Annotated in this window: 11 protein-coding genes; all 11 read right to left on the bottom strand. The window is 63.9% G+C overall.

Going from position 1 to position 19,093, the window contains the following annotated elements; translation table 11 throughout:
* Positions 1-33: 33 nt before the first annotated feature.
* The 11 genes from I6J72_RS12455 to I6J72_RS12405 all read right to left on the bottom strand — a co-directional run bounded on the left by I6J72_RS12455 (position 34) and on the right by I6J72_RS12405 (position 19,033).
* Complete coding sequence (locus tag I6J72_RS12455) at positions 34-1,581, bottom strand: acyl-CoA carboxylase subunit beta (RefSeq protein WP_042532625.1); 1,548 nt, start codon at positions 1,579-1,581, stop codon at positions 34-36.
* On the bottom strand, positions 1,578-6,425 hold the full coding sequence (locus I6J72_RS12450; protein WP_204099413.1) for a type I polyketide synthase: 4,848 nt from the start codon (positions 6,423-6,425) through the stop codon (positions 1,578-1,580). Before I6J72_RS12450 ends, I6J72_RS12455 begins: the two co-directional genes overlap by 4 nt.
* A gap of 380 nt (positions 6,426-6,805) precedes the next feature.
* Positions 6,806-8,665, bottom strand: coding sequence for a FadD32-like long-chain-fatty-acid--AMP ligase (locus I6J72_RS12445; protein ID WP_204099412.1), 1,860 nt, complete (start codon positions 8,663-8,665; stop codon positions 6,806-6,808).
* A 91-nt stretch (positions 8,666-8,756) separates the two neighbouring features.
* Positions 8,757-9,692 (bottom strand): cutinase family protein, encoded by a 936-nt coding sequence (locus I6J72_RS12440; RefSeq protein WP_204099411.1) that lies wholly within the window; start codon positions 9,690-9,692, stop codon positions 8,757-8,759.
* Between the two features lie 99 nt (positions 9,693-9,791).
* Entirely contained in the window at positions 9,792-10,325 is a 534-nt protein-coding gene (locus I6J72_RS12435) for a DUF732 domain-containing protein (protein ID WP_204099410.1), read from the bottom strand.
* A gap of 3 nt (positions 10,326-10,328) precedes the next feature.
* Positions 10,329-12,329 (bottom strand): alpha/beta hydrolase-fold protein, encoded by a 2,001-nt coding sequence (locus I6J72_RS12430; RefSeq protein ID WP_204099409.1) that lies wholly within the window; start codon positions 12,327-12,329, stop codon positions 10,329-10,331.
* A gap of 263 nt (positions 12,330-12,592) precedes the next feature.
* A complete protein-coding gene (locus I6J72_RS12425) occupies positions 12,593-13,624 on the bottom strand; it encodes an alpha/beta hydrolase family protein (protein WP_204099408.1) in 1,032 nt (343 codons plus the stop codon).
* A 126-nt stretch (positions 13,625-13,750) separates the two neighbouring features.
* Complete coding sequence (locus tag I6J72_RS12420; RefSeq protein WP_204099407.1) at positions 13,751-15,520, bottom strand: hypothetical protein; 1,770 nt, start codon at positions 15,518-15,520, stop codon at positions 13,751-13,753.
* A 36-nt stretch (positions 15,521-15,556) separates the two neighbouring features.
* Positions 15,557-16,558, bottom strand: a complete 1,002-nt coding sequence (locus I6J72_RS12415) for a decaprenyl-phosphate phosphoribosyltransferase (protein ID WP_204099406.1) — start codon at positions 16,556-16,558, stop codon at positions 15,557-15,559.
* Positions 16,555-17,082 carry a phosphatase PAP2 family protein gene (locus tag I6J72_RS12410; RefSeq protein ID WP_204099405.1) on the bottom strand — a complete coding sequence of 176 codons (528 nt, stop codon included), beginning with the start codon at positions 17,080-17,082 and terminating at the stop codon, positions 16,555-16,557. The genes I6J72_RS12415 and I6J72_RS12410 overlap by 4 nt, the downstream gene beginning before the upstream one ends.
* Positions 17,072-19,033 carry a glycosyltransferase gene (locus I6J72_RS12405; protein ID WP_204099404.1) on the bottom strand — a complete coding sequence of 654 codons (1,962 nt, stop codon included), beginning with the start codon at positions 19,031-19,033 and terminating at the stop codon, positions 17,072-17,074. The genes I6J72_RS12410 and I6J72_RS12405 overlap by 11 nt, the downstream gene beginning before the upstream one ends.
* Between the last annotated feature and the right edge of the window lie 60 nt (positions 19,034-19,093).

Genomic DNA, 19,093 nt, shown 5'->3' with positions numbered 1-19,093 from the left:
CAGGGCAACCATCCCGCCGGCGCTGGCGATGCGCTAGAGCGGGGAGATGGTGTGCTTCTTGGGCAGGTCCTTCTCTTGCTTATCGGCAAGCTGGCGCAGCGCGCGGCGCAGGGCTAGACGTGACTCGGAAGGCTTAATCATGCCATCGAGGTATCCGCGCTCCGCGGCGACATAGGGCGCGGTCATGGTCTCGTCGTAGAAGTCCATGAACATCTTCTTCGTCATGGCGCGCTGCTCCGGGGTCTCGGCGGCCTCGAGCTGCTTGCCGGCAATCATGACCACAGCGGCGGCCGATCCCATCACGGCAATCTGGGCCGTCGGCCACGCCAGGTTGATATCTCCCGTCAGGTTCTTCGAGCCCATCACGGCATAAGCACCGCCATAAGCCTTGCGCACGATGAGCGATACCTTCGGCACGGTAGCCTCCACCACGGCAAACGCGAACTTCGCGCCGCGGTGAATCAAGCCCGCCTTCTCCTGGTCCACGCCCGGCAGGTAACCCGGCGTATCCACCACGAAGACCAGCGGGATGTTGTAGGCATCGCAAATACGGATAAACCGTCCACCTTTATCGGCGGCGTCAGCATCGATACAACCCGCCGAATGCATCGGGTTATTCGCCACAAAGCCCACGGCCTTGCCATCGATGCGCCCAAAGGCGGTGATGACGTTGGGGGCGTAGTTTTCCTGGATTTCGATGAGCTCGTCGTCGTCGCCAAGCTGCGTGAGCAGGTCCATCATGTCGTAGCCGGCATTCGTGTCATCCGGCATGAAGGAATCCAACTCGGTGTCCTGGGCCACCTCTTCATCAGACGGCGCGTCGAAGACCGGCGCCTCATCGAAGCAGGTCAACGGCAAATGATCCAGCAAGTCACGAACCAAATCGAAGGCATCATCCTCCGAGGGCACCACAACGGAGACGTTGCCGTTGAGCTCCTGCTGGCGGGCGGAACCTAGGTCGTGGGAAGAAATCTCCTCGCCCGTGACCTCCTTGATCACGTTCGGGCCCGTCACGTACATTTCCGCCTCACCATCGACGGCGATGATGAAGTCCGTGGTCACCGGCGCATACACCGCACCACCGGCGGACTTGCCCATCATGATGGAAATCTGCGGGCTGCGGCCACTAAGCGGCAGCTGGCGGCGGGCAATCTCGGAATACATGGCCAGAGACGTCACCGCATCCTGGATGCGCGCACCACCGGAATCCTGGATGCCGATGACCGGGCAGCCAATCTTGATGGCCAAATCCATGATGTCGGTAACCTTCTTACCAAAGGTCACGCCCACGGATCCGCCGTAGACGGTCTTATCGTGCGCGTAAATGCACACCGGGCGGCCGTTGATGCGGCCGTGGCCGGTGACCACGCCGTCGGAGTAAATCGCGTCCGGGTCGCCGGGGGTCTTGCCCAGGGCGCCGGTTTCGACGAAGGAGCCTTCGTCGAGAAGCGCGGCGATGCGTTGGCGCGGCGTGGAACGTCCGGCCTCGTCGCGGCGGGCACGGGAGCGCTCGCTGCCGGGGTCCTGGGCACGCTCGAGGCGCTCGCGCAGGTCCGCTAGCTTGTCAGCGGTGCTAGTCACTTCCGAATCTTCTCCTCGATCCAATCCTCCATGTGCTTGCCCACGATACCGATTGCCGGCTCGTCGGGAACCGCCAGGTGGTCGCCCGGCAGCTGCACAATCTCCAGATCCTTCACGATAACGCCCCAGCCGCCGTCCGGGTTAATCTCCGCATACGCCGGCTCGAGTTCGATGGCGCCGTCGTGCATACGCTCGGAGCGGAAGAGGATGACGGGCACGCTAACCGACGCCCACCTTCCCATATCCAGCGAGCCCAAAATCTGGTTGTCGACGAAGGACGCACGCTGGTGCTCGAGTACACCGGCGGACAGGCCGTGTTCGGAGGCGTCGGTAGAGCTGAGGAATTCCGCGAGCATGGCCATGAGCGCATCCTCGCCGACGGTTTCCAACATCTCGTAGGGCGGCTCGAAGTCGAGGCCATAGGTCTTCTTGGCGAAGGCGGCGTAGCGGCCCCAACGTGCCTTGGTTTCCTCCAGTGTCTTCGGGGCCGGATGCGCCGGCTGGGTGGTATCCAGCAGAGCGATGAAGGCAACCTCGGCAGTATCCTCACCGCGGGCTGCACGCTCTTGCAACTGGTAGGCCACCTCGTAGGCCAACGCGCCGCCGAAGGACCAGCCGCCGAGCACGACCTTGCGGCCGCGCGCGTAGTGCAGGATGTCCTCGATGTAGGCAGCGGCGCGATCCTCCAAGCTGCCTTCAAGGCGCTCCACGCCGTAGACGGCGACGTCGGCAGGCAGGCGGCGGGTCAGCGGCTGGTAGACCACGGTGGTGCCGCCGGCCGGGTGGAACATGAAGACGGCGGGGCCATCGGCCTCGCGCAGGACGCGGATGTTGCCCTCAACCTCGGTCTCCAGGCCCTCGCGGACGAGATCCGCCAGGGCCTCCAGTGCTTCGGCTTCCTGGACCTGCTGTGCGGTGACCTCGATGCCGGCGCGCTCGGTAAGGCGCTCGGCAATCTTCTCCGCTATCTCATCGCTGACCTCCGGCAGCGCGGAAGTCACGCCGGCGGCGGCCTTGCCGGTGAAGGTGGCCCAGGTGCCAAAGACCATGCGCTCGGAAGCATCACGCGGGGCGACGCCCACGCCCTCGGTCTCGCCGTCGCGCTCACCGTCGTCCTGTGCTCCATCCGCGCCGCGGTTGTCACCGCGTGCCTCGTCTGCGCCGCCCTTCGCGCTCACCGTGGAGGCGTCTGGGGTGGTGTCGTCGCTCTCGGTGAGCGCGAAGGGTGCAGTGTGAGCGTCTGCGGGATCGGTGGCCGGCGCGGCGGGGTCGGTTTGCTCGGCGACGGCCTCCTCGACCATGGTGATGACGTCGGCGAGGGAGGCGTCGCGAAGCGCCTGCACCTGCAGCGGCGGGATCTGGAAGTCGTTCTCCACGCGGTTCTTGATGCGCATGCCCATGAGCGAATCCAGGCCCAGGTCAATGAGCGGCAGCTCGCGCGGGAGGTCAGAGACGTCGTAGCCCATGGACTCAGAGACGATGAGCGCCAAGCGCTCCTCCACGCTCTCCTTCTCCGGGTCCCAGCGCACCGCATCAACGCCCACCTCGGGGTCGGCAAACTGCGGCGCGGTCACGGCCTGCGGCAGGCTCGGCTCCGGGGTGGCGGCGGGGGCTGCAAGATTCAGAGTAGAAGCGAAACCTTCCGCGATGAGCTTGGTCGAAGCACCATCCACGAAGTGCACCGCCACGGACAGGCCGCCGAGAGTGCGGCGCACAATGGTGGTGACCTCACCCTTCGCCGGCAGGTCCGCATGTTCCTCGCTGGCGGCAATCTGCGCGCCCGGGGATACGGCCTCGGCAGCAGCCTCCAGGATGGCCAGGGCACTCGGCGCCTGGTCCGCGTTCGTGGAAAAGGACACAGCACCTTCCGGAAGGGTGACGCGCGCGCCCGGCAGACCGGAGATACCAGCGGAAGGGCGGGCGTTGGTCCAGAAACGCTGGCGACGAAAGTGGGTCGAGGGGGCGGCAACAAGCGCGCCGGAGCCGAAGACCTTTGTGTAGTCCACTGGGACACCCGCAACGTAGAGCTTGGCCAGCACATCCAGCAGCGACTCGGTGGGGTCCACCTTGCGCTTCAGGCTGTACAGCAGCTGCGCGTCCGCCTTGCCTGCGGCGAAAGCAGTGGACATGAGGCCCATCAGCGCAATCGGGTTCGGGGAAATCTCCACGATTTGGGTATGGCCCGCGTCAAAGGCCGACTCGGTCGCGTCCTGCAGGTAGACGGAGTGGCGAGTCATGCGGATCCAGTAGTCTTCGTCGTGCAGCACAGTGCCCGGACGGTAGGCCTTGCCGCGGTCCACGGAGGAAAACAGCGTGGTATGCAGCGGGCGGGCCTCAATGCCGGCGATTTCCGCATAGAGCTCTCCCAGCAGCGGGTCGACGGCAGAGGTGTGGCCGGCAGCCTTCACGTTGAGCGCGCGAGCGAACTTGCCCTCGCCGTCGAGCTTCTCCACCAGCGCGAGGACCTCCTCGCGTGGGCCGCCCACTGTGGTCATGCCGGGGCCGGTGTAGACGGCGGGCTCGATACTGCCGGGCAGGGCGCCAATCTCCTCGGCGGAGAGTTCGACGACGGCCATGGCGCCTTGTTGATCGTCGGGAAGCGAGGCCTCGCCCTCCCCCATGAGGCGCGCGCGGTGGCAGGCAATGAGCATGGCGTCCTCCGCGGAGATGCCGCCGGACGCGTAGGCCGCGCCGATTTCGCCCATGGACATGCCGATAACGCCGGCCGGGCGCACGCCGAAGGCGGCGAACAGGTCCGTCAGCGCAATCTGGATGGCGGTAATCGCCACCTGCGCGGTTTCGGTGTTGTAGGTCTGGGAGTCATCGTGGACGAGCTCCAGAATGGACCAGCCGGATTCGCGCTGGACAAGGGCGTCGAGTTCCACCAGACGTTCTTTAAACAGCGGCGACATCTCAATCATGTCCTTGGCCATCTTGCGGTGCTGGGAGCCGAAGCCGGAGTACATGAAGACGGGGCCGTGTACCGACGGGGAATCCGCCGCGGCGATGCCCACGGAGACGGTTCCCTCAGACACCTGGCGGAGGCGCTTGATGGCTTCCTCGCTTGACGACGCCATCACTACCGCCCGCGAGCGCCCATGATTGCGGCGGGCGAGGGTGCGGGCCAGGGAGAGCAGGTTCGGATTCTCGGTCTCGATGTATTCCGCGAGGTCGGCCGCAGCCGTGGCGCGGCGTGAGGGCAGCAGGCCGGAGACCGGCAGGGCAACCGGCTGGCCTTCACCTACGGCGACCTGCGGGGCAGCCTGGTGGGTCAGCCCGCGGTAATCAGTAAGGACGACGTGGGCGTTGGTGCCGCCGAAGCCGAAGCCGGAGACGCCGGCGATTTTTTGGCCGGAGTATTCGGGCCATTCGCGTGGGTCCTCGACCACTTCGAGGTGCTCGGCGTCGAAGTCGATGTAGCGGTTGGGGCCGGCGTAATTGATGTTCGGCGGGATGACGCCATGGCGCATACCTTCGATGACCTTGATGAGGCCAACCACGCCCGCAGCGGATTCGGAGTGGCCGATGTTGGTCTTGGCGGAACCCAGAAGGGTCGGGGTGGCGGCATGGCGGCCTGGGCCGAGCACGCGGCCGAGGGCGGTGGCCTCGATGGGATCACCGAGGATGGTGCCGGTGCCGTGGGCCTCGACGTAGTCCACGTCTTGGGGGCGGATGCCGGCGTCGGCGTAGGCGCGCTCGAGGACGTCGACCTGCGCGTCCGGGTTCGGAGCGGTCAGGCCGTTGGAGTGGCCGTCGGAGTTAACGGCAGAGCCCTTGATGACGGCGGCGATGTTGTCGCCGTCGCGTTCGGCGTCCTCCAGGCGCTTGAGAACAAGGACACCGGCGGCGTCCGCGCGGACGATGCCGTCGGCGTCATCGGAGAAGGCATGGATGGCACTGGTGGGCGAGGTGACGCCGAGCTCGCTAAAGCCGATGGAGGCATGCGGCGAGGCCAGGATGTTCACGCCGCCGGCCAGGGCGACGTCGGCAGCACCCACGCGCAGGTCCTTCACGGCCTGGTTGACGGCCACGAGAGAGGCGGAGCAGGCAGTATCCACGTTGAGGGACGGGCCGCGCAGATCGAATGCGTAGGACAGGCGGTTGGCGATGATCGCCGAGGAGGTGCCCGTCATCGCGTAGGGGTGCATCTCTGCTGGGTCGGCGGTGATGAGCATGCCGTAGTCGTTATTCGTAGAGCCCATGTACACGCCAGTAGCGGTGCCGCGCAGCTGGTTGGCTGGGACCCCGGCGTCTTCCAAGGCCTCCCACGCCACTTCGAGGAGGATGCGCTGCTGCGGGTCCATGTTGGCGGCCTCGAGCGGGGAGAGACCAAAGAATTCGGCGTCGAAGCTGGCGATGTCATCGATGTAGCCGCCGTCGGTGTTCTGCTGCTCCATCTTCTCGCTGGTAATCGGGTCGGAGGAATACTCCGACCAGCGGCCCACGGGCAGCGGGCCGGTACCAGGCCGGCCCTCCACGAGCATGTTCCAGAATTCGGCGACGTTCTTTGCGCCTGGGAAGCGGCCGGCATAGCCGATGACGGCGATGTCGCCGCCCGCGAGAGCGGCAGGGCGAGGTGCCGACACTCCTTCCCCTGCCACGCTGTGGGAGGCGCCGTTGACCAGACGTTCCGCCAGCTGTGCAATCGTGGGGTACTCATACGCCACGGTGGGCTCGAGTTTAATGCCGAGAAGGTTTTCTAATTCACCGGAAAGAACCACGGCGTCGCGCGAGGACAGTCCGAAGTTCTCCAGCGGTTTGGTGTCCGTGATTTCCTCTGCGGAGAGGCCGGTGGTCTGCGCAACCCAGGTGCGCAGCCAGCCACGAAGCTCTTCAACGGTCATAAATCTCTAGCTTTCTAACGCGGACTATGGTCACAAGGCGGTCGATTGTGCGCAGCACGAAGGCGCGCTCGACGACGCTCCTATACGAGTTATCGGACAATTATCTCACTCCGTTAACTCAGGTTTCATAACCGACATACCCATTTACTCCCCCACCAGCGAAAACTCGCCACAGATCCGCACACTTACGCGCGCACGCGCGCGCGAGAGAGTAGGCGGCTTGGGCTGCGCGGGCAAGTGTTGCGGGGGCGCGCACGCGCGCGCGAGAGAGTGGGGGTTGCTCTAACGTGGCACGGTGAGCTCGATAGGCGCTAGCTCGCCTCATGCACGACAAATCCCACCCAGCCATAGTGAGCAGGGTGGGCAGCGCAGGGCGCGGACTAGGAAGCGAGGTACTCCTTCTTCGCCACACGGCGGGCAATCTTGCCCGAGGAGGTGCGCTTAATCTCGTTGGCGTTGAACCACTGAATGGCCGCCGGGGTCACGCCGTGGTGCGAGGAGACGGCGGAGCGAATGGCCTCGGAGGCAGCCTCGTCCTCGGCGGAGCTTGCACCATCCGCACGTTCAATCAGCAGGACGAGCTCTTCGGTGCTGCCGCCCTCGACGGAGAAGGCCGCGATGGAGTCGGCACGCACGTGGGACGAAGCCTCCTGCACGGTTCCTTCGATATCCTGCGGATAGTGGTTGCGACCAGCCACCACGATGAGGTCCTTGAGGCGGCCGGTGATGTAGACCTGATTATCAACAATCGCCGCCAAGTCACCGGTGGCGAGCCAGTTGTTATCCTCCGGGGCATTCGGCACACGGGAACCTTCAGCCAAGCGCTCACCTAGCGTGTTGTGGAAGGTGGACGAGGTTTCCTCTTCGCGGCCCAGGTAGCCGGCGGCGCGGTTTTCGCCGTGGAGCCAGATTTCGCCCACGCGGCCGTCGGCAAGCTCGGCTCGGGTCTCCGGGTCCACGATGGTGAGTTCCTGGGCAATAACGCTCTGGCCACAGGAAGCGTAGGCCACGGAGTCCGCAGACTTCTCCACGATGACCGCCTCGCCCTGCGCCAGGCGCTCGCGGTCGAAGTGCGAAATGATGGGGCGCTCCGGGGTCTGCGGCGTGGTGACGATGAGGGATGCCTCCGCCATGCCATACGACGGGCGCAGGGTCTCGCGACGCAGGCCGTACTCTTCCTTACCGAAGGTCTCCCAGAAGGAGTTCACTGCGCTCTCCGTCACCGGCTCCGAGCCAATCACGATGCCATCGACGTTGCTGAAGTCCAACTCCTCCCCCGCTGCCGGCGCTCCATACCGCGCTGCCAGCTCGAGGGCGAAGTTCGGGACTACGGCGTAGGTGCCTTGCAGGTGGGCGTCGACAGGCTGGCGCTTGAGCTGATCTACCCAGCGCTTGGGCTGCTGGACGAAGTCGCGCGGGGTCATAATCTCCAGGTTGAGACCCAGAATGGTAACGAAGACAGCAAGAATGATGCCCATATCGTGGTGCATCGGCAGCCAGGAGATCACGCGCGCAGGCAGCTTAATCTGCACGGCGGTGAAGATCTGCAGCACGTTAGTCATGATGTTGCGGTTGGTCAGCAGCACGCCCGCCGGAGTGCGCGTGGAACCGGAGGTGTACTGCAGGAAGGCCGGGTGATCCACCGGTGCGGTCTTCAGAGCAGCGAGGGCGGCCTTACCCTCTTCAGTCTCCAACGAGTTCACCCAGCTGGCGGCAAGGGAATCCGGCAGGGAATCAATAGAGATGATGCGCGGGCGCTCGGCGGCGGGGCGGTCGGAGAAGTACGCACGGTTGGCGGCCGCAGAGACGTTGTTGGTGAGAACAATCGGCGGGTTGGCATCCCCGAACACCGCGCGCAGGTGGTCAGTGTGGCCCGGCTCGTTCGGGTCATAGAGCGGAATCGGAGTCATGCCCGCGTACATGGCGCCGAGGAAGCCGAAAATGTATTCCGGGGAGTTGCCAGCCAGGATGGCCACGCGGTCACCCATCTTGCCTACCTGCTGCAAACGCGCGGCCACCACCTTGATACGGGTATTGACCTGGGAGCGGGTGAAGTCACGCGGGGTGCCTTCCGGGTTATCGGTGAAGACCCACTGGCGCATGACCGGGCGATCCGGAATTCCTGCCTGCTGCTCGGCGGCATAAACGTGTTCCGTCAAGCCTGCCAAGGTGAGGTGCGGCGGCAGGGTGATGGCGCCCTTCTCGTCGAAGAACTGGCCGATCAATGCTTTCAGGTCCATGTGGGACTCCTTTGTGGGATAGACAGGTCACGTACTTTTGACACTGAAAATATCAGACGCAGCGTGGCGAATGTTACATGGCGCGCCAATTTTAGTGTGCGTCGATGGTGTCCTTAGCCCACTGCGTGACCCACTGGTTGGCCGTGGTGCCCTCAATAACGTCCGGGTTTGAGGCATACATGGCATGCACACCGTTGGCTTCAATGAGGTCCATCGCGCGATCGAGCCCGTTACTGGCATCCAGCGGCGCATCACAAATAGAGTCGTTGGGCGCGCAAATCTGGAAGGTGCGGTCGGCCAGTTCGCCAAAGCCATTGGGGCGGGCTCCGCGCATGGTCGCTCCCGGCACGATGCCCTGGATCAGGGTCGAGACCGGCTGCAGCGCAATCTCCGCGCCGACGCCGCCAACTGAGGCGCCGGGATTGATACCGACGCCTTCTTGACGACGCCCATCCGCAATCACCGCCACACCAGCCACGCTGGAGGCAGGAATGGGACCATTGCCGCCACCGATACGGTCAGCGATATCTCCCACAATGACCGCGCCTTGGGAGAAGCCGGACAAGATGAACTTCGTATCCGGGCAGGTCTCGTGCATGTAGGTCAGCTCGCCCTCCAGACGGGAGGTTCCTTCATCACGTGATTCGTCGTAGCTCATCTCGTGCTGGGCGTTGATGTTCTTGAACTGCGCGGTATACGGCAGCGTCCACACCTTGACGTCCTCGGGAACGTACGCCTCCTTAAGAGGATTGGTGATGGAGAGCATGAAGGAGTTCGGGTTGGCACCGGGGTTGATGGGATCATCATCCGCGGCAGATTCCCACGTGCCCGGCGCGGAGACAAACTCGAAGCGCGGGCACCAGTCCGGCTGTGCGGGAGGCTCCTCCGCGGGCTGTGCCGGCGTGTCGGAGGGTTCGCTGATAATCCCGGGTTCGCCTTGGTCGCGGGTGTTGAGGAAGTGGACCACTCCGCCGCCGATGACTACGAGGAGGACAACGACGGCGAGGACGGTGATTGTTTTACGCATAAGGAAATTTCTACCTTGGGAAGGTGCGGGATTCCCTGGAGAATCCCTGCCATGGGGCTGGGTGCGCTTGACGACGTATCCCCCACCGCCCCGCCGCACCTACTCGGTGCAGAGCGCGCTGCCCTTCTCGCTGATGAGCTGGGTCAGTTGCTCGTGGCTGAGCTCGCTGCGGCCTTGCTCGATGAGCTGGCCGGCGACGGCGGGCACGGTGACAGTATCGCCTTGGCAGGCAGCCTGGGCGGCACCGACGAGCTGATCTTCTACACCTTCGGTGTTGACGCCGTCGCCGGAAAGCGCGGCCAGGAACTCCTGGTGCGGGCCTTCCGCGGGTGCGGGGGCGGGGATTTCGGAGATTTCGCGCGCACCGCGGTCCTCCGGTTCTTCGCCGGAACCGCGGGAGGAGCCGCTGCCGGACGAGGCCTTGTCGCTCGAGCTCGCTGCCGATGAATTCGACGTCGAGGAGGATTCCGCCCCTTCAGACGAGCCGGCAGAGCGCTCGAGCGGCGCCACGGAAGTTTCGGTGGCTTCGCTTTCGTCGACAGTGGCGGAGCCACAGCCGGCCAACAGGGCGCCGGCGGCCAGCAACGCTGCGGCTGTCACCCGGGCCGAGGAGCTTAGTCGTCGCGTGCGCATGGCTTAGTTCTTGTCTGCCTGGATGTTGCCCATGACCTTGCGGATGACTCCATGCTGGAAGGTCTGGGTCAGACCGCCAGCTGGGATCTCCTTGTAGTCTTCGGTCGGCCAGCCGAACTCGCCCTGCTCGAAGCCATGCTTGCCCCACTCGTCAAAGATGTCGCCCTTGAGGATGTAATGCGCGCCGGAGTCCATGGACCAGTAGATGTTGCCGTGCTCGAATTCCTGGAAGAAGCCGCCATTGACGGCCTTCTCTTCGCCGACGGGGTAGCCGAGGTCGGATTCAGCGGCCTTGAGCTCCTTGTACTTGGCGCCAATGGCGCCATGCACGATGTTGAAGGAACCGTCCGGGTTGTGGGTCAGCACGCCATTCTCGAATTCCTGAACCACACCGTCGCCGACCTTGCGGACGTCGGAGGTCGGGTACTTGAGGTCGCCCATCTCGAAGCCGTTCTTGCCCCACTCATCGTAGAGGTCCTTCGGAATCGGCCACGCGCCGTTCTCCGGGGTCCAGTAGATGGAGCCGTGCTCGAAGTGGACGAAGCGGCCGCGACCGTCGAGGGTCTTGCCTTCGCCGGTCGTCGGGAAGCCCAGCCAGGAGGTGGGTCCGCCCAGCTCAGAGTAGCGGGCGCCGATGCGGCCGATGATGGCGTGGGCGCCTGTCTCCGGGGACCAGTAGGCGGTACCAGCCTGGAAATCCTGGGCCTTGCCGCGCTCGGCGACGTCGTACTCGTTGTTCACGCAGGAACCAATGATGCCGGACTTGGTGGCCTCCGCAATAGCGCCCACCGGGGTGCAGTCAGCGCCGCGGTCAGACTTGTCGAGTCCGAGGGAATCAGCAATGAATGGCCATGCCTCGGTCATTTCGAACTGCCAGTATTCCCAGCTGTGCACGCCGGTTGGGCGGAACTTGACCACCGGCTCGACCTTGGCACGCTTGGCGTAATCGACGAAGGTTTGAGTAGACATGCGGGAAATCGCCTCGAGGCCCACGCCTGCCATGTTGGCCTGGCCCTTAGCCACGGAACCGATCTGGCCGTAGTCATCCTTGCCGTTGCCGGCGGAGACGTAGACCTTCATGTCCTTGAGGTTCTCAATGCCCAGCTTCGGGTCGTGGTCAATCCAGTCCTGGGAGTAGAGGTCGCCCCACATGTTGGTGGAGGTGTAGCCGCCGGCATCTGCCTGCGCAGCGGTAATGGCCTCCGGCATGCCGGTGGTCGTGGTGTCGAGGTAGCCCGAGAAGGAACCGACAAACTTGAAGGCCCACGGATTGCGCTCCGCCAAGTTCATAGCTGCAGTACCACCCATGGAGATTCCGGTAACAGCACGCTGGCCGTTGGAGCGGTAAGCCTTTTCCAAGACTGGGATGAGCTCCTGCATGAGGAAAGTTTCCCACTTGTAGTGCTTCCCATTGTCGGGCTTCTGCCAGTCGGCGTAGAAGGAGGACTCGCCACCGACCGGCATAATGAGGGTGACGTTACGGTCAGCAAACTGGGACAAAATGTTGGTCTCGATGGTCCAGCCGGACTCGTCATCGCGGGCACGCAAGCCGTCGAGAGCCCAGACCTCCGGGAACTTCTTGTCCGGGTTGGAGTACCAGTCGCGGGCCAGCTGAATCTGGACGACCTGCTCCTTGTCCGGCATAGCGGCGGACTTAATGTAAACCTTGAGGTGGCGGTTGGTCAGGTACTCAACACGGGAGACGGACACGCCGTCCGGCAGGCCCTCAATGTCCGGGTACTCGGTCTCAATCGGGGTGCGCTGCGGCGGGTTCGACGGCGCAAAGGAATCGGAGAAGTTGGAGCTTCCCAGAATGTCAGTAATACCCTCCCCGGAGCTGGAGCCGGAGGATTGGGCGTTGGCCATAGGTAGCAGCGCGAAGCCGACGGCCACGGCGGTGGGCAGTGCAGCGATGGTCAGGCCCTTGCGAGCGGCGGACGGGGAACGCAGGCCTGCTGCCTTGGAGGGCTGAGCAGACTTCTGAGAAGGCGCAGTGTTCGGCATTGGTGAATCCTTGCGATGTGTCGAGTGAAGGCACGTTGCATCGAGCGGGCTCCGCAGGTTCCCCTCCTGCGGAACACGCCACTGCAGACGCGGTGAGCGGTCTAACGTGAGCTCAAGTTTAAGTTGAACTTGAGACTTTTGGAAGAGGGACACGCCCACACTTTCCTTATCGAACACGACAAAGCCGGCTCGCCCAGCGCCTCTAGCGAATAATTCCGCGAGAAGGCGACGGCCGAGCCGGCGAAAGTAAGGTGCCTACCTGTTTACCAAGCGTTCATCACGTTGAGCACCTGCGGCTTGGAGTGCTCCAACTCGTAGCCAAACTGCTCCCAGTTGTGCAAGCCCTGAGCCGGGTAGTTCGTCTGGAGACGCACGCCCATCGCGCGCGCCTTGAGCTCCCACATGCGGGTCGTGGCATGCGCAAAACCTTCCAGCGCAATACCGGAGGCAATGTGCTCCGGCTTATAGCGCTGTTGATCCAGCGGACCCGGAATGCCGGAAGCGGCGGACACAAACACGTCGGTACCGTGAGCGGCCAGCTCCGGAATCAGGTTGAATGGGTCGTTGCTAAAGCGCTTCGGGTTGATGACGGAACCGTACATGGCGTTGATGTTGAAGCCGCCGGCGTCGAGAAGCGCGAGGCGCATAAAGGTCTGCGCACCCGGCAGAGTCGTGGTGAGGTAACCGGAGTAGGACAGAGCCTGGCGGAACTGCTCTGGGTGCTTGCCGGCCAGAGTAATGGCCGCGGTAGCACCCATGGACAGGCCAGCAACGGAGTTATTGTTGCGGGCCACACCGAAGTTGCCCTCAAGGTAAGCCGGCAGCTCCTTAGTGAGGAAGGTCTCCCACATGTAGTTCACCGGTTTCACCAGGTCATAGGTGGCAGGGCCGCGCCAGTCCGCGTAGAAGGACGCAGCGCCACCCACCGGCATTACGAGGGTGATGTTGTGGTCGACGTAGGTACGCGCGGCGTTAACGTCATTGATCCAGGCGTTGGTGCGGTCGGTAGCGCGAAGACCATCGAGGAGGTACAGGCCTGCGTTGCCGCCGTTCTTGGCCGGTTGAATCTGCACCGGGATGGTGCGGCCCATAGCATCGGACCAGACATCACAACGCTGAACCCAAAACCCCACGCGGTCCCACTCGCAGGCGCCGGTAGCATCGCCACGCAGCCAGTCACGGCTAGCTGCTGAGGCCTCCTGGGTACCGGCGGTGACGACGAGGCCCAGAGCAATAGCAATGGCGGCCACAACCGCCATGACACGCGTCCGCAGTGCGGAACTTAGTGCACTCATGTTTCTCCTTAACATTCTTACTGCCACTAGTACATCGCCAACACGCCAGCGATGGTTACGGATCAATAACGAGAATCTTCTGTAGCGTAACCTACCCGCCCGCGTTTTGTCTTCCTACGGGGGTGCCTACTTGGCGGTGAGGTAGTCCGCTGGATCCTCTGACAGCTGCAGCGAGCGGCCCGTCGTCAGGGAAAAGGCCAGGTTGGCACGGAAGCGCTCCCAGGACATGGGCTCGCTGTACGAGGCCACCAGCTCCTTGAGTTCCGGGGTCTCCAGCGCAGCGCGGGCCTGGCGGGTGATGTCCTTGTCGTACCACGGCGGCAGGTAGGCGATGTCTGCGCCCGACTGCGCCGCCTGCCATTCCAAGGCGAGGGATTTATCGTGGCCGATGCGCCCGCCTTCCTCGCGCGGCATCCGCGCCGCCAGCGGGGTGGCCAAACCGACGGTGTCCTGGATTCGAACATCAAGCGGCGCGTTCATCGACGTCATGCCAAGGTTCACTAGGAACAGCGACGGCGCCTGCTCGCGCCCTTCTGCACGCGGCACGGTGAGCCAATTGAGCTGGTCGGTAGCCTTATCCTCGACATAGAGGACGGCGAGGGCATCGCCGTCTTCGAGTTTGTCCATCGCGGCCGGGTAGCCATTCATGAACTTCATTGTGAGGTAGTCGCGCGCTGAGCGTGGCGGATGGCCGGCCTCACGATTGGTGGCGTAGGTCCAGAAATCGCGCTCATCCACGATGGACAGCGTCTGTTCATAGGCATCCCAGTCCGTGTCATGCCCCCTCAGCACGATGACGAGCGCCCACACCGCACACGCGCCCGCAGCCAGCCAGGTGACGAGCCCCTTGAGCGGCAGCACGAAGACCGGTAGCAGCGCTGCAAAGAGCGGCAGCAAAAGCATGCGGCCGTGCATGAAGTCACCGCCAACGCGCAGGATATAGAGCACATGGATGAACACCGCGCCAAGGAGCAGGTAGGTCACCGTCGTAGAACTGCGCAGTTCAGTTGGGCGCAGCTGATCGCGGAAGGCCCAGATACCTCCGGCCGCCAGCACGATGACGGGCAGGTACAGGGCGTAGGGCCCCACGAAATCCTGCAGATAGTTCAGGCCGCTGGCCCATGCGCTTTCCGACGCCGACTTCGCCACCGCCGTGTGCGGCGTCACCAACCCGTAGTACCCCATGCGGAAAATCTGGTACGCGCCCGGGATAGGAAGGGCCGCGCCAAGGATGCCGAGCCACACCTTCCAGTTGCGGTGCGTAGCCAAGAGCAACAGGCCGGTCAGCCCGCCATACAGTGCGAGCTCTGGGCGCACGAGCCACGATAGACCCGCCCAAAAGGCAAGCCAATAGGCGCTCATGACGCTGGTGTCCTCGGCCCAGCGCTGCAACAAAGCCCACAAGGCCGCGAGGTAGAAGATGGACAGCCCCCACTCCAAGCCAGAGGTGAAGAAGTCCCGGGCAGGCGGGAGCGCTAGGTAGACCAGCGCGCCGGCAGGTGCGACGAGCGGCACGGCGTTGCGGCCCGCCTCAGCGGCTTCGGAGCGGGAACGGTAGAGCCCGCGGGCCGTGGCCCACGTGCCCACCACCATGGCTGCCACCGAAAGCAGCAGACCCAGATTCACCGCAATGGATTCCAAAGAGGCATCAGAAACCCAGTGCACCAGCAGAATGAGGTACTGCCATAGCGTGGACGTGTTGGCTTCGACGCGTTCGCCCACGTTAAAGACCGGCCCATTGCCGGCCTCGAGATTGCGGACGGTGCGCAAGACAATGAGGCCGTCATCAGAAATCCAGCGGCGCGCGAATCCTCCCCAGAACGAGAAAACCCCGATCACCAGGACCGAGGCCAGCGCGCTTAGCGCCGCCAAAGTACGTGAATCGGGTTTTCGCATGAGGAGAGAGTCTAGCACCGAGACAGCTGAGAGTACTTATCCGCCCATAACCGGCATGACGTAGACCGCCATGGCAATGCAGGCCAGCCACGCCAGCGCAAGGATCTGCAGGACGCGATCCTCCAACGCAATCTCGTCCGGGGCTCCACCATTGCCGCGGTCGACGTCCGCAGCATAGCGCAGGATGGCAATAGTAAACGGAACCATGGACACCTGGTACCACACGCTTGCCGGACCAGCAGACTCGTTGGAAAGCTGGAAGCCCCACAGCGAGTAGGACATCACCACCGCGGTGGCGGCCAGGGTCCACACAAAGCGCAGGTAGGTCGGCGTATAACCCTCCAGGGACTTGCGAATCTTCGCGCCCGTGCGCTCCGCTAGAAGAATCTCCGAGTAGCGTTTACCGGAGGCCATAAACAGGGAGCCGAAGGCCGCCACCAGTAGGAACCACTGGGACAGCTCAATGCCCGCAGCCACGCCGCCGGCCATGGTGCGCAGCATAAAGCCGGAGGATACCAAGCCGATATCGATCACCGGCAGGTGCTTCCAGCCGAAGCAATAGCCCAGCTGCAAGCCGATGTAGATCGCCATAACGATGGCCAGGTGTGGGCCCGCAGTGGCCAAGAAGGACAGACCAATGGAGCCGACGATGAGCACACCGGCCATCGCGTAGGCCAGGCCGATCGGCAGCACGCCCGCCGCAATGGGGCGGAAGCGCTTCGTTGGATGCTCGCGATCCGCCTCCACGTCGCGGGCATCGTTGATCAGATAGATAGAGGACGCGCCCATGCAGAAGACGATGAAGGCGAGGAGGACGTCGAGAAGCACGCGCGTATGGAACAGCGCTTCTGCACCCGCCGCAGCGGGGGCAGCGAGGACGAGGACGTTTTTGACCCACTGCTTGGGCCGCAGCGCCTTGACCATGCCATCGGCGAGGTTTTTCGGCGGCTTGCGCTTGCGACCGGTATCGATGCCAGACGTGTGCGGCTCCGAGTGGAAGACTTTCTGGTCGCCGTCATCAACGCGTCGGGTGCTCATCGGGTCTTCCTTTCATAGCGGTGACAGGCCTCTGCGGTGGCGGCGCCGAGGAGGGCGCCGAGCGCGGTATCGGACGGATAATGTACTCCGAGCACCATACGCGAGGCCATCATGACCGGCACGCCCACGAGCGGCGCTGGGGTTCCCATAACGTGGGCAGCGCCGACGAGGAACGCGCTTGTCGACGTCGCGTGGGACGACGGAAACGACAGCTTAGACGGCGTTTTCACGCCGACCTTCACGTAGTCGTAGTCTGGGCGCTTACGGCGCACAATGCGCTTGATCACAACGCTGGCCGCGTGGGCGGCAAATGCGCCCACACCGACATAAACCCACTGGCGGCGTACCGCCGGTTTCTTGTAGTTCATGCCCGCGCCCACCGCGGACAGGGCCATCCAGCCCAGGGCGTGCTCGCCGAAGTGGCTAAGCGCTCGGGCAGTGGGCAGGACGCCGGGGGCGTCGAAGGCCACATCCTGGATCTTTTCCAGGACGTGGGATTCGGCGACGGAAAGCTTACTGGGCATCGAACACCTTTCGCCAGGATTCACGAGAGGTCAGCTCCGGCAAGGCTGCACGGTACTCGGCCCGCAGGTCATCGAAGTTCTCCTCGATTTCCTTGAGCAGCTCGCGGGTAGAGCTCACCAGCTCCTTGGCCAGGTCGCGGTCGCGCTTGCGGAAGGCCACGCCGGTGCCACCTGCGGTGGAGACCGTGGCGGAGTCGACGCGGGAAAGCGTAAACCACCGCGCCTCCTCCGGGGTGAGGTTGAGCTGCGGCGCCTCGTGATGGGCCGGGTCTTCCTTGGTAACCAGGTGCTTGGCAGACTTGATGAGCCACGGAATCTTCTTGATCTTGCCCAGGCGGCCGCCGATGTTGCGGGTGGGCACGCCCGGCGCGCCGGTGGGCGCGGGCAGCTGATCCGCCGACTCGATGATGACGGCGTCCGGGAATTCCTTGCGGATCGCCGCGATGCGCGGCAGCGAGGACTCCAGGATGTCGAAGAGCTGATCCGGGCCGGCCAGGAAGTCCTTCATGGCCTCCAGCTGGATGGCCATGGTGGAGTACTCCATGCACATGGTGTGCTTGAGGGTGGACTTGAAGATGGACTTGGTAATCCCGCGCGCATCGCCCTCGTGGTAAAGGGCCGCCACGATGAGGCGGTTGCGCAGGTGGAAGTAGGCCTGCCAGTCGATGGCATCGTCCTTATCCGCCCAGGCCATGTGCCAGATGGCTGCACCCGGCCACGTCACCGTGGGGAAACCCTTGGATGCTGCACGTAGGGAGTATTCGGTGTCATCCCACTTGATGAACAGCGGCAGTGGCTGACCGGTGGTCTCCGCCACGATGCGCGGGAAGAGGCACATCCACCAGCCGTTGTATTCCACATCAATGCGGCGGTGCAGCGCGCGGGAGTCGTACTTCTTCGGGTCCAAGCGGGATTCCTTGGTGCCGATGGCGCGCAGCGGGTACTTGGCAAAGTCGTGGTCGTACACAGCATGCTCGGCCGCGCCCCACATAAAGTCAGCGCGGTTGACGCGCTCACCGGTGGTGCGCAGCTGGGAGCGCTCCTGCAGGTTGAGCATCTCACCGCCCACAATGAAAGGCTTGGCCGCATAACGTGCCGCTTGGACTGCACGGAGGATGGAATCCGGCTCAATCGCGATGTCATCATCCATATAGAGGATGTAGGGCGAGTCGGTATTCTCCAGTGCTTCAAACATGATGCGGGAGTAGCCGCCCGAGCCGCCCAGGTTGCCCTGGCGGAACTCGCGGAAGCGCTCACCAAAATGCGCGACGGCCTCGTCGTAGCCCGGCTCGTCCGCTGGGTGCTGGTTGCCCTGGTCCGGCATGAGGACGTAGTCGATGATGCCATCCACGACGGGGTCCTCTGCCAGCGCCTGCAGCGCCGCGACGGCATCCGTCGGGCGGTTAAAGGTCGGGATACCCACGGCCACGCGCTTGTCCTGCGCCGGGTACTCGCTGCCGTCCGGGAGGAGCTGCGGGTTCGGGGCGTGGGGTGCGGCCCAGGAGGCGTCGGCAAGCACGGTGTCTTCCACCGCCGCGACGTCGAACCACAGCAGGCCGCCGTCCTCGAAATTCTTCAGAGGCAGCTCGAACTCGTGGTGGCCAGTGGTCACCACGTGGTTGGCCACGGAAATGCGCTGGCCGTCCTGCTTGGAGCGGTAGAGGGAAATGTTGGCCTCGCCCTCGACGTCCATCACCAGCACGATGGACTTCAGCTGAGACCAGCGGCGCCAATAGGCGGCTGGGAAAGCATTGAAGTAGGTCTCGAAGGAGGCTTCCTCGCCGGCCGGGATGGTCACGGAGGTGCGGCCGCTCCAGCTGAGGCGCTCGCGGTTGCGCTCCGATTCGATGAGGTAGAGCATGCGGACGTCGCTCGGCTCGCCGCGCTTAGGCAGCAGGATGCGCTGTACGGGTTCTAGCGTTTCGCGCGCAGCAGAATTGTTGGCAGTCACGATATCTTCGGTTCTCCACACAGTTTTCGACAGTTATCAGAAACCAAGATTAGTGGTTCA

Source organism: Corynebacterium sp. FDAARGOS 1242, from assembly GCF_016889985.1.
Classification (GTDB): domain Bacteria; phylum Actinomycetota; class Actinomycetes; order Mycobacteriales; family Mycobacteriaceae; genus Corynebacterium; species Corynebacterium minutissimum_B.
The sequence above is the reverse complement of the archived record's forward strand: the minus strand, read 5'-3'. Positions and strand labels throughout refer to the sequence as shown.

What these genes read in the sequence shown, in the direction of transcription:
- I6J72_RS12450 (WP_204099413.1), bottom strand. Translation starts at nt 6,425, where the DNA reads ATGACCGTTGAAGAGCTTCGTGGCTGGCTGCGCACCTGGGTTGCGCAG.
- I6J72_RS12445 (WP_204099412.1), bottom strand. Translation starts at nt 8,665, where the DNA reads ATGGACCTGAAAGCATTGATCGGCCAGTTCTTCGACGAGAAGGGCGCC.
- I6J72_RS12440 (WP_204099411.1), bottom strand. Translation starts at nt 9,692, where the DNA reads ATGCGTAAAACAATCACCGTCCTCGCCGTCGTTGTCCTCCTCGTAGTC.
- I6J72_RS12435 (WP_204099410.1), bottom strand. Translation starts at nt 10,325, where the DNA reads ATGCGCACGCGACGACTAAGCTCCTCGGCCCGGGTGACAGCCGCAGCG.
- I6J72_RS12430 (WP_204099409.1), bottom strand. Translation starts at nt 12,329, where the DNA reads ATGCCGAACACTGCGCCTTCTCAGAAGTCTGCTCAGCCCTCCAAGGCA.
- I6J72_RS12425 (WP_204099408.1), bottom strand. Translation starts at nt 13,624, where the DNA reads ATGAGTGCACTAAGTTCCGCACTGCGGACGCGTGTCATGGCGGTTGTG.
- I6J72_RS12420 (WP_204099407.1), bottom strand. Translation starts at nt 15,520, where the DNA reads ATGCGAAAACCCGATTCACGTACTTTGGCGGCGCTAAGCGCGCTGGCC.
- I6J72_RS12415 (WP_204099406.1), bottom strand. Translation starts at nt 16,558, where the DNA reads ATGAGCACCCGACGCGTTGATGACGGCGACCAGAAAGTCTTCCACTCG.
- I6J72_RS12410 (WP_204099405.1), bottom strand. Translation starts at nt 17,082, where the DNA reads ATGCCCAGTAAGCTTTCCGTCGCCGAATCCCACGTCCTGGAAAAGATC.